20 protein-coding genes are annotated in these 20,330 nt (G+C 75.0%); 7 read left to right on the forward strand and 13 right to left on the reverse strand.

Annotated elements, in window-relative coordinates; translation table 11 throughout:
• The first annotated feature begins 29 nt into the window (after window positions 1-29).
• Together BFL37_RS07560 and BFL37_RS07565 are read left to right on the forward strand one after the other, a co-directional pair.
• Complete coding sequence (locus BFL37_RS07560; RefSeq protein WP_086514527.1) at window positions 30-1,370, forward strand: hypothetical protein; 1,341 nt, start codon at window positions 30-32, stop codon at window positions 1,368-1,370.
• On the forward strand, window positions 1,367-2,644 hold the full coding sequence (locus BFL37_RS07565; RefSeq protein WP_086514528.1) for a hypothetical protein: 1,278 nt from the start codon (window positions 1,367-1,369) through the stop codon (window positions 2,642-2,644). The genes BFL37_RS07560 and BFL37_RS07565 overlap by 4 nt, the downstream gene beginning before the upstream one ends.
• A 55-nt stretch (window positions 2,645-2,699) precedes the next feature.
• On the opposite strand, the gene BFL37_RS07570 is transcribed toward BFL37_RS07565, so the two are convergent.
• Window positions 2,700-4,841: a S9 family peptidase gene (locus BFL37_RS07570; protein ID WP_086514529.1), complete on the reverse strand. Its 2,142-nt coding sequence runs from the start codon at window positions 4,839-4,841 to the stop codon at window positions 2,700-2,702.
• A gap of 137 nt (window positions 4,842-4,978) precedes the next feature.
• Between BFL37_RS07570 and BFL37_RS07575 the strand changes: the two genes are divergently transcribed.
• A complete protein-coding gene (locus BFL37_RS07575) occupies window positions 4,979-5,872 on the forward strand; it encodes a TetR/AcrR family transcriptional regulator (protein ID WP_086514530.1) in 894 nt (297 codons plus the stop codon).
• On the opposite strand, the gene BFL37_RS07580 is transcribed toward BFL37_RS07575, so the two are convergent.
• From BFL37_RS07580 to BFL37_RS07595, 4 genes are all read right to left on the reverse strand, one after another.
• Window positions 5,869-6,465, reverse strand: coding sequence for a GDSL-type esterase/lipase family protein (locus tag BFL37_RS07580; protein WP_241533906.1), 597 nt, complete (start codon window positions 6,463-6,465; stop codon window positions 5,869-5,871). The genes BFL37_RS07575 and BFL37_RS07580 overlap by 4 nt on opposite strands.
• A 67-nt stretch (window positions 6,466-6,532) precedes the next feature.
• Window positions 6,533-6,982 (reverse strand): hypothetical protein, encoded by a 450-nt coding sequence (locus tag BFL37_RS07585; protein ID WP_086514532.1) that lies wholly within the window; start codon window positions 6,980-6,982, stop codon window positions 6,533-6,535.
• Complete coding sequence (locus BFL37_RS07590) at window positions 6,979-8,505, reverse strand: SDR family oxidoreductase (RefSeq protein ID WP_086514533.1); 1,527 nt, start codon at window positions 8,503-8,505, stop codon at window positions 6,979-6,981. Before BFL37_RS07590 ends, BFL37_RS07585 begins: the two co-directional genes overlap by 4 nt.
• Window positions 8,506-8,579: 74 nt before the next feature.
• Entirely contained in the window at window positions 8,580-9,338 is a 759-nt protein-coding gene (locus BFL37_RS07595; RefSeq protein ID WP_086514534.1) for an SRPBCC family protein, read from the reverse strand.
• Between the two features lie 172 nt (window positions 9,339-9,510).
• Here BFL37_RS07595 and BFL37_RS07600 point away from each other — a divergent pair, with 172 nt between their 5' ends.
• A complete protein-coding gene (locus BFL37_RS07600) occupies window positions 9,511-10,449 on the forward strand; it encodes an ROK family protein (RefSeq protein ID WP_086514535.1) in 939 nt (312 codons plus the stop codon).
• An 86-nt stretch (window positions 10,450-10,535) separates the two neighbouring features.
• Here BFL37_RS07600 and BFL37_RS07605 read toward each other — a convergent pair whose 3' ends face one another.
• Both BFL37_RS07605 and BFL37_RS07610 read right to left on the reverse strand, forming a co-directional pair.
• Window positions 10,536-12,137: a PHP domain-containing protein gene (locus BFL37_RS07605; RefSeq protein WP_086514536.1), complete on the reverse strand. Its 1,602-nt coding sequence runs from the start codon at window positions 12,135-12,137 to the stop codon at window positions 10,536-10,538.
• A gap of 129 nt (window positions 12,138-12,266) precedes the next feature.
• Window positions 12,267-13,529 carry an MFS transporter gene (locus BFL37_RS07610; RefSeq protein ID WP_241533907.1) on the reverse strand — a complete coding sequence of 421 codons (1,263 nt, stop codon included), beginning with the start codon at window positions 13,527-13,529 and terminating at the stop codon, window positions 12,267-12,269.
• A 37-nt stretch (window positions 13,530-13,566) separates the two neighbouring features.
• Between BFL37_RS07610 and BFL37_RS07615 the strand changes: the two genes are divergently transcribed.
• Window positions 13,567-14,268 (forward strand): maleylpyruvate isomerase family mycothiol-dependent enzyme, encoded by a 702-nt coding sequence (locus BFL37_RS07615; RefSeq protein WP_086514538.1) that lies wholly within the window; start codon window positions 13,567-13,569, stop codon window positions 14,266-14,268.
• Here BFL37_RS07615 and BFL37_RS07620 read toward each other — a convergent pair.
• From BFL37_RS07620 to truB, 4 genes are read right to left on the reverse strand one after another with little or no spacing between them, the layout of a single operon-like run.
• Entirely contained in the window at window positions 14,265-15,197 is a 933-nt protein-coding gene (locus BFL37_RS07620; RefSeq protein ID WP_086514539.1) for a bifunctional riboflavin kinase/FAD synthetase, read from the reverse strand. The genes BFL37_RS07615 and BFL37_RS07620 overlap by 4 nt on opposite strands.
• A gap of 2 nt (window positions 15,198-15,199) precedes the next feature.
• Complete coding sequence (locus BFL37_RS07625) at window positions 15,200-15,661, reverse strand: hypothetical protein (RefSeq protein ID WP_086514540.1); 462 nt, start codon at window positions 15,659-15,661, stop codon at window positions 15,200-15,202.
• 37 nt (window positions 15,662-15,698) lie between these two features.
• Window positions 15,699-16,067 carry a hypothetical protein gene (locus tag BFL37_RS07630; RefSeq protein ID WP_086514541.1) on the reverse strand — a complete coding sequence of 123 codons (369 nt, stop codon included), beginning with the start codon at window positions 16,065-16,067 and terminating at the stop codon, window positions 15,699-15,701.
• Entirely contained in the window at window positions 16,064-17,023 is a 960-nt protein-coding gene (gene truB, locus BFL37_RS07635) for a tRNA pseudouridine(55) synthase TruB (RefSeq protein WP_086514542.1), read from the reverse strand. Before truB ends, BFL37_RS07630 begins: the two co-directional genes overlap by 4 nt.
• Before the next feature lie 87 nt (window positions 17,024-17,110).
• Between truB and BFL37_RS07640 the strand changes: the two genes are divergently transcribed.
• A complete protein-coding gene (locus BFL37_RS07640) occupies window positions 17,111-18,106 on the forward strand; it encodes a ketopantoate reductase family protein (RefSeq protein WP_086514543.1) in 996 nt (331 codons plus the stop codon).
• Between the two features lie 60 nt (window positions 18,107-18,166).
• On the opposite strand, the gene BFL37_RS07645 is transcribed toward BFL37_RS07640, so the two are convergent.
• Window positions 18,167-18,748, reverse strand: a complete 582-nt coding sequence (locus BFL37_RS07645; protein ID WP_086514544.1) for a hypothetical protein — start codon at window positions 18,746-18,748, stop codon at window positions 18,167-18,169.
• Between the two features lie 38 nt (window positions 18,749-18,786).
• Here BFL37_RS07645 and BFL37_RS07650 point away from each other — a divergent pair, with 38 nt between their 5' ends.
• Complete coding sequence (locus BFL37_RS07650; protein WP_086514545.1) at window positions 18,787-19,665, forward strand: A/G-specific adenine glycosylase; 879 nt, start codon at window positions 18,787-18,789, stop codon at window positions 19,663-19,665.
• A 27-nt stretch (window positions 19,666-19,692) separates the two neighbouring features.
• On the opposite strand, the gene rbfA is transcribed toward BFL37_RS07650, so the two are convergent.
• Entirely contained in the window at window positions 19,693-20,208 is a 516-nt protein-coding gene (gene rbfA, locus BFL37_RS07655) for a 30S ribosome-binding factor RbfA (protein WP_086514546.1), read from the reverse strand.
• Between the last annotated feature and the right edge of the window lie 122 nt (window positions 20,209-20,330).

The raw sequence follows: 20,330 nt of genomic DNA on the forward strand, positions 1-20,330 counted from the left end.
TCCCCGATCGACGAAGATGGAGAGATGACATGAACGACCACGGCCCCACCCCGCGCCCCGTCCCCGACGGCCCGCACGCGCCGCTCAGCCGGCGCACCCTCCTCGGCGGATCCGCCGCCGTCGCCGCCCTCGGCGGCGCCCTCCTGGCCCCGCGGGCGGCGTCCGCGTCCGGCCCGCTGCTCGGCGCCCCGGACCTCGGATCGCCCGCCGCGTCGCGCTCGCTGATGCGCAGCGCCGCGGCCGCCTACGAGTTCCTCGACGGCCGCGTCGACGAGTACGCGACCGGCGACCAGCTCCGGCTCCCGCGCAGCTACCAGGGCGGCTTCTTCACCACGCCGACCTTCGACTTCGTGTCGTCCTTCGCGTACGACGACGCGCTCGTGATCCTCGCCTACCTCGGCCGCGGATCCCGCGCCGACGTCCGCCGCGCCACCGTCCTCGGCGACGCGCTCCTGTTCGTGCAGGCGAACGACCCCATCGGCGACGGCCGCACCCGCGCCTCGTACCAGCCGGACACCTTCCCGGCCACGGGGGCTCCGTCCGGGGACCTCGACATCGGCTCGCCCGCCGCCTACACCGGCAACCAGAGCTGGGTCGGCATGGCGCTCGCACGGCTGTTCCGCGTCACCGGGCAGCGGCGCTTCCTCGACGGGGCGGTGCGGCTCGGGGAGTGGATCCGCGCGAACGCCACCGACACCGCCCGCGCCCCGTACGGCTTCACGGGCGGACGGAACGCCGACGACGAGCCGATCACGTTCAAGTCGACCGAGCACAACATCGACGTCACGGGCTTCTTCACGCAGCTCGCGACCCTCACCCGGGACGCGTCCTGGGCCGCGGACGCCGCGATCGCGCGGTCCTTCGTCGAGGCCATGCAGGATCCGTCCGACGGGCACCTCTGGACGGGCACCGACCCCGACGGCGTCACGATCAACCGCACGGTCGTCCCCGAGGACGTCCAGACGTGGGCCTACCTCGCGACCCTCGACGCGCGCTACTCCCCGTCGCTCGACTGGGTCGTCGCGGAGCTGTCCGCCGTCGACGGCCCGTACACGGGGCCCTCGTACAGCGACACCGACACCAGCAAGGTGTGGTTCGAGGGATCCGGGCACCTCGCCCTCTGCTTCCGCATCCGCCGCGCGCCCGGCGACAGGGCCCGCGCGATCGAGCTGTTCCGCAGCATCGAGGTCGCACAGGCGGAGCAGCCGAACGGCGACGGGAAGGGCGTGGTCTCCGCCTCGAGCGACGGCCTCGACACGGGCTTCGGCGACATCTACTACGCGAGCCTGCACACCGGCGCGACCGCGTGGTTCCTCCTCGCGGCCACCCTCACCAACCCGTTCCGCCTCGGCGGACCCCGGTCCCGATGAGCGGCCCCTGCACGGGCGGCGGGGTCGACGGCCGGGGGACGATCTCCCGCCGCGCCGCCGTCCTCGGGGTCGCCGGCCTCGGGATCGCCGGGCTCGCCGCGACCGCTCCGCTCCCGTCCGGCGCGTCCGCGGCCCGGGCGGCGGCCGCCGCCGTCCCGTCCGCCGCGTCCGTCACGAACGCCTTCGGGTTCCTCGCGGAGAAGCTCGACCAGCGCGGCAGCGGATCCACGCTCCGCGTCCCGCAGAGCTACACGGGCGGGAAGCAGGGCGCCGCGGGCTTCGTGTCGAGCTTCGCGTACGACGACGCCATCATGATCCTCGCCTGGGTCGCCCGCGGCACCGCGGACGACCTCCGGCGCGCGACCGTGCTCGGCGACTCCCTGCTGTACGCGCAGGCGCACGACCCGATCGGCGACGGGCGCACGCGCGCCTCGTACCAGCCGGATCCCTTCATCACCGCGAGCGGGGCGCCCTACATCGGCTCCCCCGCGGCGAACACGGGCAACCAGGCGTGGGTGGGCATGGCCCTCGCGCGCCTGGGACGCGCGACCGGGCAGAGCCGCTTCCTCGCGGGGGCGGTGCGGCTCGGCGACTGGATCCGCACGAACACGCTCGACACGACGCGCGCCCCGTACGGCTACACCGGCGGGCGCGACGGGTCCGACGTGCCGTACGCGTTCAAGTCCACGGAGCACGCCATCGACGTCCTCGCGTTCTTCACCATGCTCGCGACGCTCACGGGCGACGCCGCGTGGACGGGGCGCGCGGCGACGGCGTCCTCCTTCATCCAGGCGATGAGGGACGGCGGCGACGGGCACCTCTGGACGGGCACGGACGTCGACGGCACGACGATCAACCGCACGCCCATCCCGGGCGACGTGCAGAACTGGGCCTACCTCGCCACGGGCAGCAGCGCGTACTCGCCGGCCGTGACGTGGGTGATCGGCCAGCTCGCCGCGACCGACGGCGGGTTCAGCGGATCGTCGTACAGCTCCGCCGGCCGGTCGAAGGTGTGGTTCGAGGGCACGGCGCACCTCGCGCTGGCGGTGCGGGCACGCGGCGCCTCCGGGGATCCGGCGCGCTACGCGGACCTCATGGCCACCCTCGAGCGGGCGCAGGCCGCCGCCCCGAACGCGGACGGGCTCGGGCTCGTGGCGGCCTCGAGCGACGGCCTGGTCACGGGCTTCGGCGACACGTACGACGCGAGCCTGCACACGGGTGCCACGGCCTGGTACCTGCTCGCGGCGCTGGGCTGGAACCCCTTCCGCCTCTGACGCGCCGGCCGTCGGCGGGTCCGGGCGCGCACGCGAGCGCCCGGACCCGTCTCCGTCAGCCGAGGACCTCGGGCCGCACCCAGTCCTTCCCGTGCACGTGCTGGTCGAGGAACGCGAGCACCGTCCGGTACCAGACCACGGACTGCTGCGGCTTCAGGATCCAGTGGTTCTCGTCCGGGAAGACCAGGAACCGGTGCGGCGTCGTGCCGTCGTCGGCCGCGTGGTGCTCCGCGAGCTCCGACCAGAGGCGCAGGCTCTCGCCCACGGGCACGCGGTAGTCGCGGTCGCCGTGGATCACGAGCATGGGCGTCACGATGTCGCGCACCGAGTGGTGCGGCGAGCTCCGGTCGAGGCCCTCGGCCGAGAAGATGCTCTGCCAGTACTGCGACGAGTCGGTCGTCGGTCCGAACTGGTCGAGCGCCCACAGGCTCGCGTGGCTGACGATCGCGCGGAACCGGTCGGTGTGCCCCGCGACCCAGTTGGCCATGTAGCCGCCGAACGAGCCGCCCAGCGCGGCCGTGCGCGTCTGGTCGATGTCGTCGCGCGCCTCGACCGCGTCGGTGATCGACATGAGGTCGGTGAACGGCGCCTCGCCCCAGGCGTCCCAGCCGCGCGCGATGAAGTCGAGGCCGTAGCCGGTGCTGAGCGCGGGATCCGGCAGCAGCACCGCGTAGCCGCGGGCCACCATCACCTGCGGCGTCCAGCGCCAGCTCCACGCGTTCCAGCTGTTGAGCGGGCCGCCGTGGATCCACAGCAGCAGCGGCGCGGGCGCCTCCGCCGACGCGCCCTCCGGCAGCATCAGCCAGCCGCGCACGCGGGCGCCGTCGGCGGCCGTCGTCTCGACCTCGGTCATGGTGCCGGTCGTCGCCGGGACCGGGGCGGGCGTCGCGAGCTCCGTGACGGATCCGTCGGCGGCCGACACGCGCACGGGGTGCGCGGGCGCCATCCACGAGGAGCGGAGGGCGAGCACGTCGCCCGTCTCGCGGTCGACCTGCACGTCCGTGTAGGAGTGGTCGTCGGTCGTGAGCTGCGTCACCGCGCCGTCGAGGCCGATGCGGAACACGGGCCCGCGCCCGTCCTGGTCGGCCGTGACGACGAGCGCCTCGGAGTCCGCGTCGAAGCGCAGCGACGACGGCCAGCGGTCCCACTCCGCCGCGACGCGGCGGGCGTCGGATCCGTCGACCGCGGAGACCCAGATCTCCTGCTGCGTCGGGGCGGCGGGCGTGGCGCGGTCGGTGCGCACGTAGGCGAGCAGCGCGCCGTCGGGGCTGATGGCGGGCGACTCGATGTCCGCGTCGGGCACGTCGAGGAGCGTCGTGCGCTCCCCCTGGGCGACGTCGATCGACACGAGCGCCTGGCGGAAGCCGCGGCGCTCCTTCACGCCGACCGCGACGACGAGCGTGCGGCCGTCCGGCGACAGCGCGGCGGCGGCGTGGTCGAGGGTCCGGCCCGGCCGCGGGGTGAGGTCGCGCGGGCGCGGCAGGGAGGTCGGGTACGGCTGCGCGGTGGCGGCGGGAGCGCCGGCCGCGGATCCGCCGTCCTCGGTCGCGGCCTCGGCGGCGAGCGCCGTGGCCGCGTCGGCCGTCGTGGGCCGCGCGGGCTCCTCGACGAGCGCGTCGGCGAGGTCGAGCGCGAGGAGGTGCGGCTCGTCGGGGCCGAGGTCGTGGTCCCAGTAGCGGACGGGGTAGCTCTCGTGCAGGATCGCGTTCACCTGGAGGTCGGCGCGCTTCCTCCGCGCCACCGCGTCGGCCTCGAGGGAATCGGATCCGGGCAGCAGCGGCGCCTGCAGGATCACCGTGGCCGCGTCCCGCGCGACGGCCGCGATGCCGTCCACGCCGCCCGCCAGCCGGGTCAGCGCGCGGGCCTCGCCGCCGCCCGCCGGGAGGATCCACAGCTGCGCGGCGTCCTTCCCGTCGGCGTCGTCGGCGTCGGGCCGGGAGGAGACGAAGAGGAGGTCGCCGGTCGCGGTGAAGGCCGCGCCCGCCTCGCTCTTCGCCGAGCGGGTGAGGCGCTGCGGCACGCCGCCGCCTGCTGCGGGAACGACCCAGAGGGCGTGCCGGTAGCCGGTCCGCGCGGCGTCGAGGGTCGTGACGGTGAGCACCGCGCGGCGTCCGTCGGGCGAGAGCACGAGGCCGCCGAGGCGCGGGAGGGCGATGAAGTCGTCGAGCTCGGAGAAGGGGGTGCGGTTGTCGGGCATGCTCCCACGCTAGCCGCGGCGGCTCGCGGCGCCGGCCGACGGAGCCGTGACGCGCGGCCCTCCCGGTCCGCCGCGGTCACGTGCCGCGGGATCCTTTGGGCCCAAACCCCTGGTGTCGTCGCGGTAGGATCGACGCCATGGAGCGGCGAGCCGGTCGGGTCGGGAGGCCCGCGCGCGTCTCGCGGAGGTCCATCGCGGAGGCGGCGCTCGAGGTCGGCCTCAGCACCCTCACCCTCACCTCGCTCGCCCACCGGCTGGGCGTCGACCACTCGACGCTGTACCGGCACGTCGCCAGCCGCGACGACATCGTCCTCCTCGCCTGCGACACCGCCATCGCGCGGATGGACTGGCCCGAGGTCCCCGACTTCCCCGCCGACGTGCTCGCCGCCCCCGACGACTCGTCCTGGCGCACCTACCTCGAGCAGGCCGTGGAGCGCGTCTGGGACATGTACGACCGGCACCCCGGCCTCGCGAGCGCGATCCACCACCTCGACACCGCCCCGGACCAGGTCGTCCTGCGCTTCACCGGGGCGATCCGCGACCTCACCCGCATGGGCTTCGCCGAGGCGGAGGCCGTGCTCGCCCTCGACATCGTGCTCGACATCGCGGTCGAGTCCTACGTCGGTTGGGAGCGCGTGCTCGCCGCGGGCGGCGGCGAGGCCGAGCGGCCCGCGTCGTCGTCGCCGATCGTGGACGCCACGCTCCCCGCCGCCATGGGGCGCGGGCTTCTCGCCCTGGCCGCGGACGGGATCGCCGCCGACCACGCGGCCGACGCCGAGGCCGCGCCCCACGCGTCCCGACGCGGCGGGCCCGCGCACTCCTCGGGCGCGCCGGACGCGCTGCACGCACGCGAGGAGGAGGCCCAGCGCGACGCCCTGGGCACCATGGACCGCGTCACCGCGCGGTTCGCCGGCCAGGTGTCGATCGGATCCGCTGCCACGCCGCGCGACTGGTGGCGGCGCAAGCTCGGGGTGGTCCTGGCCGGCGTGGGTCCGCTGCGGTCACCCGGACCGGACGCCGCGGACCGCTAGGAGCGGGCCGCGTCCCCGGTAGCGTCGGCCGCGTCGTCGCCGTCCTGCGGCGCGGCGAGCACGGGCGCGAGGACCGCGCGGACCGCGGCCGCGCCGTCCTCGGTGAGGTGCAGGCGGTCGTCGGTGAGGGTGGGGTCGAGCTCGCCGTCGCCGAAGCCCAGGGCGGGCCACAGGTCGACGTGCTCGGCGCGCACCGCGGGCGCGTACTGGCGGATGTGCACGTTGACGACGCGGATCCGCTCGGCGTGCTCCCGCCCCCGCGGCGGCACCGAGAGCACGATCACGCGGGCGGTCGGCAGGTCGCGGCGGAGGTGGGCGAGGATCGTCTCCAGGGCGCGCACGGTCGCCTCGGGTCCCCGGCGCGCGGCGCCGAGGTCGTGCGTGCCGCACGAGACCACGACCGTCGACGGATCCGCGGCCACCGCCTCCGGCAGGAGCGCGAGCACGTCGTCCGTGGTCTGGCCGGCGCGACCGAGGTCGACGATCCCCGCCTCCCCGGCGTCGGCGTCGGGACCGGGGACGATGGCGCCCCAGCCGCCGTCCCCCGTGAGGCTGTCGCCCAGGAGGACGGTCGTGCGCGTGCGCGGTGCCATGGATCCACCTCTCGTCGTGCCCATCATGGTCCCCGCGCCCCGGCATGTCACCGGGTGCGCGCCCGTCTCACCCGTGCTGGCGACGGGACAGGCGGCGCCACCAGCGACGCCGGCGGGGCGACAGCACGAGGAGGGCGACCGCGATGAGGAGCGGGAGCGACAGGATCGCGGCGACGAGCGCGCCCGCCTGCCCGGGGCTCATGGGCATGCCGAGCACGTCGATCGTGACGCGCGACGCGGCGCCGCCCGTGAGGTCGGTGATGCTCCGGTCGCCGGCCGCGTCCACCGGCACGGGACGCCACGCCTCCGTCGCCGCGGGGTCGGGCGTGCTGTCCGCGGCCGGGGTCCGCTGCGGGGCGGCCTCGTCGCCCGGGACGATCGCGAGATCGACCCGGGCCTGCACGGGCGCGGACGCGCTCATCGTCACCGCGGTCGCGAGACCGGCCGACGCGAGGGCGATGCCCACGAGGGTGAGGAGGATCAGGCCGATGCGCGGGGCCCTGATCCGCCGGCTCACCGTGCGGCCCCCTCGAGGGGACGCCCGGCCTCGCGGCGCCTCGTCGCGGCGAGCGCCTTCGCGGTGATGCGCGTGGCCATCGACGTGAAGATGACGCCGTGGAAGGGCAGGATCGAGAACCAGTAGAGCCGGCCCGCGAGCCCGGACGGGAAGAAGATCGCGCGCTGCCGGTAGTCGCTGCCGCCGCCCTCGCGCGGCGTGGAGCTGAGCTCCAGCCACGCCTCGCCCGGCAGCTTCATCTCGGCGCGCAGACGCAGCGATGATCCGCGCTCGATGTGCTCGACGCGCCAGAAGTCGAGCGCGTCGCCGGTCTGCAGGGTCGTCGCGCTGCGGCGGCCGCGGCGGAGGCCCACGCCGCCCACGAGCTTGTCCATCCAGCCGCGGGCGGCCCAGGCGACCGGCAGCGAGTACCAGCCGTTCTCGCCGCCGATCGACTCGATCACGGCCCAGAGGTCCTCGGGCGCCGCGTCGGTCGCGCGCTCCTTGAGGTCGAGGTACACGGTGTGGCCGGACCACTCGGGGTCGCTCGGCAGCAGGTCGCTGGGCGCGCCGACGACGGCGGAGTCCTTCCAGCTGGTCTCGACGACGCCGTCGCGCATGCGGCCGAGCGCGAGGCGCACGGAGCGGCGGTATCCCGTCAGGCCGCCCTCGGGCTCCGGGATGTAGGTGGAGATGTCGTGCTCGCCCATCACGCAGTCGTACTGGAGCGACTCGATGATCGGCACGGCCAGCGTGCGCGGGATGGGCGTGACGACGTTCACCCAGTGCGCGGCCAGGCGCGGCGCGAAGATCGGGATGGACGCGATGGGCCGCTGCGGGAGGCCCGCCTCGACCGCGTAGCCGTTCATCATCTGGCCGTAGCGGAGCACGTCGGGCCCGCCGATGTCGAAGGTGCGGTTGAGGTCGTCGGGCAGGTCGGCCGCGGCGACGAGGTAGTAGAGCACGTCGCGGATCGCGATCGGCTGGATGAAGTTGCGCACCCAGCCGGGCGCGGGCATGAAGGGCAGGACCTCGGTGAGGTGGCGGATCATCTCGAACGACGTGGAGCCGGATCCGATGACCACGCCCGCCTGGAACGCGATGGTCGGCACGCCGCTCGCGAGCAGGACGTCGCCGACGGCCTTGCGGCTGGCGAGGTGCTTCGAGAGCTCGTCGGTGTCGGGGTGCAGGCCGCCGAGGTAGACGATGCGGCCCACGCCCGCGGCCTTCGCGGCGGTGGCGACGTGCTCGGCGGATGCGCGCTCGGACGAGGCGAAGTCGCCCCGGGAGCCCATGCCGTGCACGAGGTAGTAGAGGACGTCGACGCCGTCGACCGCCGGACCGAGCGTCGCCGGGTCGGAGAGGTCCCCGCGCACCACCTCCACGTCGTCGCGCCAGGGCACGTCGGTGAGGCGGCGGGGATCCCGGACGAGCACGCGCACCCGGAAGCCGGCCTCGAGGAGGCGGGGCACGAGCCGACCGCCGATGTAGCCCGTCGCTCCGGTCACGAGGGCGAGACGGGAGGCGGCGCTCGGCGAAGTCATTCCCTCACGCTAGGCAATCAGTCTGGCAAGCGGCTCCCAGGCGCCGGGACGGGCGGTGGGCGCCGCCTGCGGGATCAGCCCTCGGCGGACTCGAGCTCGGCGAGGTAGCGCCGCCAGGTCGCCCCGTGCTCGGCCTCGCACGTGGACCAGTCGACCGGTCGGCCGTGGACCAGGTCCTCGAGCAGGTCGAGGTGCAGGCGCCAGCTGGCCTTCAGGATGTTCGCGATGCCGGCGGGGAGGAAGCCGGAGACGGTGACGCCGAGCTCCGTCTGCCGGTCGCGCGGACCGCCGGGCACCTCCTGGAGGCGGATGAGGAAGCGGGCCGTGACCTCGCCCTCGTGCACGAACGTGTAGTCGATGGCCCGCCCCTCCTCGAAGCGCGTGACCACGCCGCCGGACGCGGAGGCGAGGCTGCGGTCGGGCACGCTCATCCACTCGAACCAGAACTCGCCGCCGTCCCCGGGCTCGATGGACGCCTCGGCGAGCCAGCCGGAGACCATGTCGGCGTCGGAGACCGCGTCCCACACGATGAGGGCGGGGAGGTCGATGAGCCGGCGGAAGACGAACTCGTACGGGAGGTAGACGGTGGACTCGCTGGCCGCGGAGAGGACGGCGCCGGGCAGGGCAGGGAACCGGGTGCGGTCGACGCCCCGGTCGTCGTCGAGGCCGGCGGAGTCGGGCATCCCCTCGTCGAGCTCGCGGGAGGCGAGGCGGGCCTCGGCCGCGTCGGTGTGCTCCAGGGCGGGGGCGCCGCCGCGCCGGCCGGACATGCCGTCGGCGCGCGGGTCGGAGGCCTCGCGCGGGGCCTGTCCGGGGGTGTGATCGGGATCCACGTGCAGAGCCTAGGCGCGGACCGCGGGTGCGGGCGGCGAATTCCACACAGGTGTCAGGGCGACGCGGGGCGCGGCCGCGCGGAGGGCGACCGCGCGTCCCGGGCCGGCCGCGGGCCCGCCCGTATCCTGGACGCCGGCCGACGGGCGGATCCGGGGCCGGGACAGGACGAAGATGCCTCGCACGCTCGCGCTCGCCGTCGACTTCGGCGGCACCAAGGTCGAGTCGGCGCTCGTGGACGACGCGGGCCGCGTGCTCGAGGGCAGCCGGTTCCGCGGGCCGACGGGGCAGGAGCGATCCGCCGACGAGCTGCTCGACGCCGTCCTCGGGGTCGCCCGCCGGGCGCTCGACGCCCTTCCCGACGACGCCCGGCTCATCGGCACGGGCGTCGCGGCCGCCGGCCCCGTCGACGTGGGGCGCGGCCTCGTCTCGCCGCTCAACGTCGCCGCCTGGCGCGGCTTCCCGCTGCGCGACCGCGTCGCCGAGCTCACGCCCGACGTGCCCACCACCCTCCAGATGGACGGTCTCGCCATCACGCTCGCCGAGCACTGGGTCGGCGCGGGCCGCGGCCACGACCACGTGATGGGCATGATCGTCTCCACGGGGATCGGCGGCGGGCTCGTGCTCGGCGGCCGCACCGCCGCGGGATCCACGGGCAACGCGGGCCACATCGGCCACGTCGAAGTCGCCGGGTTCGACGACCCGTGCGCGTGCGGCGGCCGGGGCTGCGTCGAGGCCATCGCGTCGGGACCGAGGAGCGTGGCCTGGGCGCGCGCCCGCGGCTGGACGGGATCCACCGGCGAGGACCTCGCGGACGGCTACCGGACGGGCGACGGGATCGCGGTGCAGGCGGTGCGGCGGGCGGGCCTCGCGATCGGCCGCGCCATCGCCTCGGCCAGCTCGCTCGTGGACCTCGACGTCGTGGCCATCGGCGGCGGGTTCAGCCGCGTCACGCCCGACCTCTTCGACATGATCCGCGAGCCCCTCGCGCTCCGCGAGCAGTTCGGGTTCGTCACCAAGACGCGCGTGGTCCCCTCCGGCCTCTCGGCGGACGGCCCGATCATCGGCGCCGGCGCCCTCGTCCACCGCCGGGAGATGGTCCCGAGCTTCTGAGGCGATGCCGGCGCCGACCCCACGGGGCCGGCGCCGGCATCACGCGGCCTCGGCCAGGACGGCTCCGCTAGGCCAGGACGGCTCGACTAGGACAGCTCGGCGTAGAGCGGGCTCGTGTAGAACCACAGGTCCTCCCACGGGTCCGCGTCGCCCAGCACGTCGATCGCGGGGCCGGCCGGGTCGATCGCCGCACCGAGGAAGCCGGGCTGCTGGCGCTTGCCGTCGGTGCCGCGGAGGCGCACGTAGAAGCGGTCGCCCGGCACGGCGATCTCCTGCGACAGGCGGTAGCCGCCCGGGATCGCCGTGAGGCTCCCGACGGGGAGCTGCGCGACGACGCGCGTGGCCGGCGCGGTCGTCGCGTCGCGGTCGGCCGCGGGGCCGTCGATGCGGCCGACGATCACGTCCACGCGCGCGAGCTCGGGCACGAAGCCGGCGCGGTTCGGGCGCGACGCCGTCATGATGTCGGCCGTCACCGTGACCTTCCGGTCGCGCTTGCCGATGAGCGTGCCGCCGAGGGGGATCGTGCGGCCCCGCTCGAGGACGAGCCGCGCGTCGATGGAGTCGACGAGCCCGCCGTGGTCGACCCAGACGCGTCCGGCGCGGATCGCGTCGAGCACGGACGTGTGGTCCTGACGGACGGCGCCCACGTGCGTGCGGCTGTAGTGGCCCGGCCAGAAGTCGTTCTCGTCGGTGTCGACGCCGCCGCGGTAGACGGGATCCACCATGCGGCCGTCGCGGTCGTAGTCGCTGCCGGGGCCGACCTCGGTGGTGTCGAGGTAGACGTTGTGGCTGTCGCTCGTGGCCGTGACGATGAAGCGGCGGCCCTCGGCGAGCATGGAGTCCCACACGCCGCCGACCGTCGCGGTGACCCAGTCGAAGCCGCCCCACGTGCGGTACGACTCGGCCGGGTAGCCGGGGAACGAGTACGCGCTGGCGGCGTTGCCGTAGAGTCCGCGCGCGCCGACGGTGCTGTGCGGCGCGGGGAGGCCGCCGGCCTGGTGGCCCGGCGCGCCCTCCATGCCGAGGACCACGCGCGGGCCGGCGTCCTGCCAGGCGCGCAGCTCGTGCGGCGAGTCGATGCCGAGGCGCGAGGGGTGGTTCGGGAGCATCGCGGCGTCCTTCACGCGGCGGGAGGCGACGGCCTGGTCGAGGAAGCGGATCCCCTCGAGCGCGAGCGCCTCGTTCGCCGGGGTGCCGTCGCGGGTGCCCTTCACGCGGGCGTCCCAGCGGTCCTCGATCTCCTTCAGCACGCCGATCGCGTCGCCCTGCGGGTGCACGAAGACGGTCGCGTGCTCCGCGCCGGGGATGTTCCACTCGAGCCCGTGGAAGATCACGATCTCGGAGCCGAACTCCTTCCGGGCCTCCTCGATGAACGGCACGATCTGGTCGACGCTGCCCTTCGTGGAGTGCGGCGCGTTGCCGTGGTCCGTGAGCACGATCCACTGCACGCCGTTGGCGACCGCCTGGCGGATGTGGTCGCGCACGCGGTACTTGCCGTCGTTGCTGAAGAGCGTGTGGACGTGGTGGTCGCCCTCGAGCCAGAGGTAACCGCCGACCTTGGGCGGGGCGCCGGCCGCGCGGGCGGCGGGGGCGGATCCGAGGGCGGCGATCGCGGCGCCGGCGCCGACGGCCGCGCCCCCCTGCAGCAGGCCCCTGCGGCTCACCGTCGTGCGTGCGTCGTTCGTCATCCGTGTCCTCCGTGTCGCCGTGCGAGTGGATTTCCTACGGTGCCGAATCAAGGCGACGAGCGATGGACGCCGGATGGACGGCGGGCGCTCGGGAGGTGAACGGGGCGCGGGGGCGCGGATCCGGGGGCGTCAGCGCTCGCGCACGGCCTCGCGGGGCGAGCGGTCCCACGTGTCCTCGAGCATGCGCGGCCGGGCGAGGTAGAAGCCCGCGGCGGACGCGACGGCGACCATGACGAAGAGCATGAGGAGGGGCACGGTCCAGCCGCCGGTCGCCTCGTGCAGGACGCCGAACATCAGCGGGCCGATCGCGCCGATCGAGTAGCCGATGCCCTGCACGAAGCCGCTGAGCGCGACCACTCCCCCGTGCGTGCGGGTGCGCAGGTTGATGAGCACGAAGACCAGCGGGAACAGCAGCGGCCCGAGCCCGGCGGCGGCCACCCACAGGAGCGGCGCCGCGGCGGGCGCCACGAGCAGGCCCACGTAGCCGACGACGAAGAAGAGGACGCCGAGCTGGATCAGGATGCCGACGTTCCGCATCCGGGCGGCGAGCAGCGGCATGACGATCGCCGTCGGCAGGCCCATGAAGCCGAACACCGCGAGGAGCACGCCGGACTCCACGGCCGTCTGACCGGCGGTCTCCTGCAGCAGCGCGGGCAGCCACGCGAACATGGCGTAGGCGTTGAAGGAGGAGGCCGACTGGATCCCCACGAGCGCCCACGCGACCGGCGACCGGAACACGCGGCCCGTGACGGCAGCCGGCGCCTCCTCCACCTGGTCGAGCGCGGCAGCGGCCGCGCGCTCGCGCCGGGTGTCGCGACGGTGGTTGACCAGCAGCGCCACCCACGGCACGAGCGCGACGACCGCCACGGCGGCCCACGCCCCGATGGCGACGCGCCAGCCCGCGCCGTCGGCCAGCGGCGCGGCGACGAGCGAGGGCACGCCCGTGCTGATGGACAGCATCACGGTGGTGAGCGAGGTGAGCGGCCCGATCCGACCGGGGAAGTACTTCTTCACGAGCGGCGGCAGGAGCACGTTGCCGAGGCCCATGCCCGCGAGCGACAGGATCGTGCCCACGCCGAAGACGACCACCGTGTCGGATCCGGCGCGCAGCAGGTGCCCGACGACCATCGCGACGAGTCCCACCACCACGGTCAGCTCGAGGCCGAGGCGCCGGGAGATCGCGGGCGCGAGGAGGCCGAACAGCGCGAAGCAGACGGGCGGCAGCGCGCCGAGCACGCCGATGGACACGCTGTCGAGCGGGACGTCGCGGCCGATCTCGTCGACGATCGGCGAGAAGACCGCGACGGCGGTGCGGAGGTTGAGGGCCACCAGCACGATGCCGACCAGGGCGAGGAGCGCGCCCGCACGGGGAGCTGCGGGAGTCGTCGTCACCACCAGATTCTACGGCGGCCGGAATAGGCTCTCGGCCATGAGCGAGATCTCCCGGCACCTGCCCCTCAGCCAGCGCCCGACCGAGCCCGAGGCCAAGGTCACGGGCGTCTGGAGCGAGGAGATCGCCGACGTGCTCGACCGCACGGCCGACCTCCTCGCGTCCCTGGACGCCGACGGCTGGGAGGCCGCGAGCATGTGCGACGGCTGGACCGTGCGCGACGTCGCGGGCCACATCGTCTGGCGCGTCGGCGCGAGCAACGCCGCCATGGTGCGCACGGCGATCGGATCCATGCGCCGCCGCCCGCACCTCAACCCCATGCACGCGATGGACGACCTGAGCGCCGACGAGGCCGCGCGCTCCCCCGAGGACCTGGTGGCCGGGATCCGCGCCATCGCGGCCGAGAAGCGCGCCGGGAAGGGCCGCAAGCGCCTCCCCGAGCTGCTCGAGGTGGTCGTCCACGCCTTCGACATCGCGCACGCGCTGAAGGCGGACCTGGAACTCGATCACCGCGCGACCGGCGCCGTCGCCGTGGCGCGCGCCGCGATCGCGCCCGCGCAGATCCGGGGCGTGCTGCGGGCGCGCACGCTGCGCGCGTCGGACGCCGGCTGGAGCGTGGGCCACGGCCCCGCGATCGAGGCGACCGCGTCGACGCTGATCATGTACCTCTTCGGCCGCACGCCCCGCCCCCAGGGCGACGCGGCGGCGACGCCGGAGGACAGGTCCGCCGGCGCGGCCTAGGCCCCGAGCACGGCGCGGGTGCGCACCACGTCGTCGGTCATCTGCGCGATGAGCGGCTCGCGGCCCTCGTACGCGACCATGCCGCGGATCCGCGCGACGAACACGACCTCGACCTCGTGGTCGTACAGGTCGAGCGTCTCGTCGAGCACGAACGCCTCGACGACGCGCGGCCGGACGCCCGCGAAGGTCGGGTTGGTGCCGACCGAGATGGCGGACGGGTACGTCCGGTCGCCGTCGCGCAGCCAGCCGGCGTAGACGCCGTCGGCGGGGATGAGGCCCTCGGCCTCGGGAGACAGGTTCGCCGTGGGGAAGCCCAGCTCGCGGCCGCGCTTCTCGCCGTGCACGACGAGGCCGCGGACGGCGGGCGCGCGGCCGAGCAGCTCGGCGGCGGCCTCGACGTCGCCGCGGTCCATGAGGTCGCGGATCCACGTGGACGACACCTTGCGGCTGCCGTCGGGCATCACGTCGCCCACGACCACCGTGCGGAAGCCGTGGCTCTCGCCGAGCCGCGTGAGCGTGGCGGCGTCGCCCGCGCCCTGCGCGCCGAAGCGGAAGTCCTCGCCCACGAGCACGACGCGGGCGCGGAGGGCGTCCACCAGCACGGTGCGGACGAACTCCTCGGGGCTCAGCCTCTGGAGCCGCTCGTCGAACGGGAGCATGAGGGTCGCGTCGACGCCGAGCTCAGCGAGCAGCTCGATCTTCTGCCGGTTGCTGACGAGGCTCTGCGGGCGCGCGGCGGGCGCGAGGAGCGCGGCCGGATGGCGGTCGAACGTGACGACGGCGGAGGAGAGGCCCTCGTCGGCGGCGATGCCGAGGAGGCCCTGGATGACCGCGCGGTGCCCCGCGTGCACCCCGTCGAACTTGCCGATGGTGACGGCGCTCGGCCCGAAGCCGCCCGGCACGTCGGCCGGGTCGTGGACGACGAGCACGGTCAGCGGTCCCCGCGCACGGGGCGCTCGTCGACGGCGCTCACGCGCGAGCGGCCGCCGCTACGGAGCCACCAGAGGCCGAGGACCGGCAGCACGAGCGGGATGAACACGTAGCCGTAGCCGTAGACCGACCACACGCTGTCGTGCGGGAAGAGCTCGGAGTCGACGAGGCTCAGCGTGCCCACGACGAGCACGCCGACGAGCTCGAACGCGATGGTGGCGAACGCGATCCGGTACCAGCGGCGGGCGGCCTCCGGGGTGCGCGCGGGGGCGACGAGCGCCACGGTGGCGACGATGTAGACGACGGCGGCGAGCGCGGAGAGCGCGTACGCGACCGGTGCCTCGTCGAACTTGGTGAGGATCTGCGTGACCGAGCGGCCCGTCGCGGCGAGGGCCAGCAGCCCGTAGAAGAAGACCAGGACCCGTCCGAGGCCGGTCATGCGCGAGGTGCGGGAGTCAGTCATGGCACCTGCGATTATCCCCTACCCGAGGCAGCGGCGGTCACGCGGACTGGACGTTCCAGATGACGTCCATGCGGTAGACCATGATCGCGATGGCGAGGCACGAGGCCCCCAGGATCACGGTGCTCCAGCGGGTGCGCTCCACGAGCGCCCAGAACATGGCGAGCGGCGGGATCAGCAGGCCGCTCAGCAGGTAGGCGTAGTACTCGACGAGGTTCCCCGACGGCGGGTTGCCGACGGCGGGCGCCGCGATCGCGACCACGAGCTGCGCCACGAGCAGCACCTCGACGAGCGCGGTCGGTCCCATCGTGAGGTCGCTCGGCTTCCGTCCGACGGCGCCGAGCACGAGGCACAGCACGCCCGCGACGACCGCGACGGAGATTTGCGCGACCGTGAACCACGCGATCACGAGGCGCCCGCGTCGTCGGCGGGGAAGTTGACGATGGAGGTGCCCGTGCGTCCGCGGAAGCCGACCAGGCCCACGAGCCGGCCGTCGGGCGCGACCGCGGCGAGCGGATCCTCGGTGGGAGCGTCGTCGGGCGTCGTGAGCTTCTTGCCGTGGCCGAGGTCGACCGCCTCCTGCTCGGTGAGGTGCAGGACGTCGAACAGGCGCGCGGCGGCGTCGGCCGGCGGGATCAGCCGGTCGGCGACGACCATCGCGTCGATCGCCACGGCGTCGTCGACGTGGAACGGGCCGACGCGCGTGCGGCGCAGGGCGGTGAGGTGCCCGCCGACGCCGAGCGCGCGGCCGAGGTCGCGCGCGAGGGCCCGCACGTACGTGCCGGAGGAGCAGGTGATGCGGACGTCGAGGTCGAGCTGCGCGCCGTCCTCCTCGCCCTCCTCGGCCTCGACCGCGTCGAAGCGGAGCACGTCGAACGCGGAGACGGTGACCTCGCGCGCGGCGAGCTCGACCTCCTCGCCGGCGCGGACGCGGGCGTAGGCGCGCTTGCCGTCGACCTTGATGGCGCTGACGGCGCTCGGGACCTGCGAGATCGTGCCGCGGAGGTCGGCGACGGCGCGATCCACGTCGGCGACGGCGAGGTCGCGGATCCGCCCGGGCTCGGCGCGCGAGACGACCTCGCCCTCGCGGTCGTCCGTGGTGGTGGCGCGGCCGAGGCGGATGGTCGCCAGGTACTCCTTGTCGAGGCCCACGAGGTAGGTGAGCAGGCGCGTGGAGCTGTTGACGCCGAGGATCATGAGGCCCGTGGCCATCGGGTCGAGCGTGCCCGCGTGCCCGACCTTGCGGGTGCCGGCGAGGCGGCGCGTGCGGGCGACGAGGTCGTGGCTGGTCCACTCCCCGCGCTTGTCGATGAGGAGCAGGCCGCTCGCGGTGGAGGGCGCGGCGCGGGGGGTCGGGGTTTCCATGGCCTGACCATCATGCCGTGCCGGGACGCACCCGCGGCTCCCTCGGATCCGCCCGCCGTAGGATCGGGAGGGTCGACAGGAGGACGCGTGCGGATCGGGGTCTTGGGCGCGGGCGCCGTCGGCGGCACCATCGCCGCCCTCCTCGAACGCGCCGGGCACGAGGTTGACGTCACCGCGCGCGGCCCGCACCTCCGCACCATCCAGGACCGCGGCCTGCGCCTCGCCGGCGGCTACGGCGACCACGTCGCGCGCGTCGCCGCGGCCGAGCGCCTCGGCCGCCCGCCCGGGCTCGCGATCGTCGCCACCAAGATCGCCGACGCCCGCGACGCCATGACGGAGAACGCCGGCTGGCTCCGCGGGATCCCCGTGCTGGTCGTACAGAACGGGCTCTCCGGCCTCACCATGGGCGTCGAGTGCCTCCCGCGATCCCAGGTCGTGGGCGGTCTCGCGCTGGTGGCGGCCTCGCTCACCGAGCCCGGCCTCGTCACGGTCACGTCGCGCGCGGGCATGCAGGTCGGCACCGCGGACGGGCCGGAGGGCGCCGGGGTCGACGTCGTGCGCGAGGTGCTGGATCCCGTCATGCCGGTCACCGTCGCCGCCGACTTCCGCGGGGCCCAGTGGACCAAGCTCGTCATCAACGGGATCAACGCCGTGCCCGCGATCACCGGCCTCAGCGTGCAGGCGGTCATCGCCGAGCCCGTGCTGCGGCGCATCGTCACGCGCACCATGCAGGAGACGGTGCGAACCGGGCTCGCGCACGGCGTGACGTTCGGCACCCTCGGCGGCCTCACCCACCGCCGGCTCCGCCTGTTCGCGTCGCTGCCGCTCCCCCTCGCGGAGCGCCTGCCCGTCGCGCTCGCCCGGACCATGGGGCAGGTGCCGAACCCCGGGTCGACGCTGCAGAGCATCCGCCGCAGCCGCCTCACGGAGGTCGACCACCTCAACGGCGCGGTCTCGGCCATCGCGCCGGGCGTCGGCCAGGACGCGCGCGTCAACGCCGCCCTGGTGCAGCTCGTGCACGGCGTGGAGGCGACCGGGCGGCACATCTCCCCCGCGGAGCTGGCCCGGCTCGTCCCGCGCTGAGGTCGCGGGTCGCGGGTCGCGGGTCGCGTTCGCGGGCCGCGCTCGCGGCGGGGCCGCCCCTCAGCAGCTGTCGGCGAAGACGCGGCGCGGGAGGTCGGGGTCGCTGACGTCGACGATCATCGTGGCCGCGCGCCGCGGGTTCACGGCGCGGATGTAGCGCGCGTGCGCCTCCTGCGCCGCGGATCCGGCGTCGCCGCCCGAGGTCGTGAGCGGCTCGTCGGGCAGCAGCAGGTAGACGACGGCGTTCCACAGCCCGCGCAGCTGCGCAGCCTGCAGGCCGTCGCCCGCCACGAGGAGCACGGCGTCGCCGGGAGCGTCGGCCACGGGATCGCCGTCGGGCTCGAGCGCGAACGGCGTCCCGGGTCGGCGGAAGGGGCCCACGAGCGCGTCGCGGAGCGCGCCCGCCGACGTCGCGCCGTCGGCGTCCGCGCCGTCGCCCGCCGCGAAGTCCGCGGCATCGGCCACGAACGCCCCGCGACCGCCCACGCGCAGCGCATCGGCGAGCTCGCGCGCGAAGGCGACGGGATCCGCGAGCGGGCCGCCGTCGACGGCGAGGAAGGCGCGTCCCCGCCCGTAGTTGTGCAGGAACTCGTCGGCGAGCGAGGCGAGGACCTCGGCGCGGGAGGCGCGGTACAGGGGCATGCGCCGAGCCTAGGCGCATCGTCTCGTACGCTGTCCGGATGCCGGAGACCGCCCTCGCCCGAGACGTGAACGCCTGGTTCCGCGAGAACGCCCGCGACCTGCCGTGGCGGCGCGAGGGCTTCGGATCGTGGGGGATCCTCGTCAGCGAGTTCATGCTCCAGCAGACGCCCGTGGTCCGCGTCATCCCGCGGCTCGAGGAGTGGCTGGTGCGCTGGCCCGTGCCCGCGGCGCTCGCGTCGACGCCCGCGAGCGAGGCCGTCCGCGCGTGGGGCCGGCTCGGCTACCCGCGGCGAGCCCTGAACCTGCACGCGTGCGCGGTCGCGATCGTCGAGCGGCACGGCGGCGAGGTGCCCGAGGACGTCGACGCCCTGCTCGACCTCCCCGGCGTCGGCCCGTACACGGCCCGCGCGGTGGCGGCGTTCGCGTTCGGGCACCGCCACCCGGTCGTCGACGTCAACGTGCGCCGCGTCCTCGCGCGCGCGGTCGCGGGCCAGGGCGATCCGGGCCCCGCGCGCACGACGGCCGACCTCGCGGCGATGGAGGCGCAGCTGCCGGACGACGTCGCCGAGGCGCGCGTGTTCAACGCGGGGGCCATGGAGCTCGGCGCGGTGATCTGCACCGCACGTGCGCCGCGCTGCGACGACTGCCCCGTCCGCGGCCTGTGCGCGTGGCGCGCGGCGGGATACCCGGCCTACGACGGGCCGGCGCGCGTCACGCAGAAGCGCTACGAGGGATCCGACCGCCAGGTGCGCGGGCTCCTGCTCGCCGAGCTGCGGTCGAGCCACTCCCCCGTGAGCGCCGCCGACCTCGCGACCGCGTGGCCGGAGCCCGTGCAGCGCGAGCGCGCCCTCGACGGGCTCATCGCCGACGGGCTCGCGGTGCGCCAGCCCGACGGCACGTACGCGCTGCCGAGCTGACGCCTGCCGGCTGGCCGGCGCGGTGGATCAGTGCGCGGGCTCGTACCCGGGCGCCGAGCGATCGACGTCGTCGCCGTCCTCGTCGTCCGCCTGGTCGTCGTCCTCGTCCTCGTCCTCCCCGACCACGCGGGGCTTGACGTACGGGTCCTCGTCGCCCGCGTAGACGCCGGCCTTCGCCTGCGCCTGCACGTCGGCGTCGCGGCGGCGCGCCTCCTCGAGGAGAGCGTCGATCGCGGCCGCGTTCTCCGGGACGCCGTCGAGGATGAACTCGAGCGACGGGGTGAGGCGCGCGGTGATGTTCTTGCCCACCTCGCTGCGGAGCATGCCGGTGGCGGACTTGAGGGCGGCGGCCGTGTCGGCGCGCTCCTCGTCGGTGCCGTAGACCGTGTAGAAGATGCTGGCGTGCTGCAGGTCGCCCGTGACGCGCACGTCGGTGACGGTCACGAACCCGAGGCGCGGGTCCTTGATCCCCCGGTCGAGCTTGCGCGCGACGATCTCCTTGATGCGGTCGGCCATCTTCCTGGCCCTCGCGTGATCGACCATGGTCGACGTCCTTCCGTGACGGATGCGCCCGGGCGATCCCCGGCGTCGTGCTCGTGCTCGTGTCCCGCGCGTGGCGGGACGGGGAGGGCCCCGCTCCCCTGGTGGGGAGCGGGGCCCGGATC

This window comes from Clavibacter michiganensis (genome assembly GCF_002151125.1).
Taxonomy (GTDB): Bacteria; Actinomycetota; Actinomycetes; order Actinomycetales; family Microbacteriaceae; genus Clavibacter; species Clavibacter michiganensis_C.

Coding starts and splice junctions, on each gene's coding strand:
- BFL37_RS07625 (WP_086514540.1), bottom strand. CDS start 15,661: ATGACTGACTCCCGCACCTCGCGCATGACCGGCCTCGGACGGGTCCTG.
- BFL37_RS07565 (WP_086514528.1), top strand. CDS start 1,367: ATGAGCGGCCCCTGCACGGGCGGCGGGGTCGACGGCCGGGGGACGATC.
- BFL37_RS07615 (WP_086514538.1), top strand. CDS start 13,567: ATGAGCGAGATCTCCCGGCACCTGCCCCTCAGCCAGCGCCCGACCGAG.
- BFL37_RS07645 (WP_086514544.1), bottom strand. CDS start 18,748: ATGCCCCTGTACCGCGCCTCCCGCGCCGAGGTCCTCGCCTCGCTCGCC.
- BFL37_RS07590 (WP_086514533.1), bottom strand. CDS start 8,505: ATGACTTCGCCGAGCGCCGCCTCCCGTCTCGCCCTCGTGACCGGAGCG.
- BFL37_RS07600 (WP_086514535.1), top strand. CDS start 9,511: ATGCCTCGCACGCTCGCGCTCGCCGTCGACTTCGGCGGCACCAAGGTC.
- BFL37_RS07560 (WP_086514527.1), top strand. CDS start 30: ATGAACGACCACGGCCCCACCCCGCGCCCCGTCCCCGACGGCCCGCAC.
- truB (WP_086514542.1), bottom strand. CDS start 17,023: ATGGAAACCCCGACCCCCCGCGCCGCGCCCTCCACCGCGAGCGGCCTG.
- BFL37_RS07570 (WP_086514529.1), bottom strand. CDS start 4,841: ATGCCCGACAACCGCACCCCCTTCTCCGAGCTCGACGACTTCATCGCC.
- BFL37_RS07575 (WP_086514530.1), top strand. CDS start 4,979: ATGGAGCGGCGAGCCGGTCGGGTCGGGAGGCCCGCGCGCGTCTCGCGG.
- BFL37_RS07605 (WP_086514536.1), bottom strand. CDS start 12,137: ATGACGAACGACGCACGCACGACGGTGAGCCGCAGGGGCCTGCTGCAG.
- BFL37_RS07650 (WP_086514545.1), top strand. CDS start 18,787: ATGCCGGAGACCGCCCTCGCCCGAGACGTGAACGCCTGGTTCCGCGAG.
- BFL37_RS07580 (WP_241533906.1), bottom strand. CDS start 6,465: ATGGCACCGCGCACGCGCACGACCGTCCTCCTGGGCGACAGCCTCACG.
- rbfA (WP_086514546.1), bottom strand. CDS start 20,208: ATGGTCGATCACGCGAGGGCCAGGAAGATGGCCGACCGCATCAAGGAG.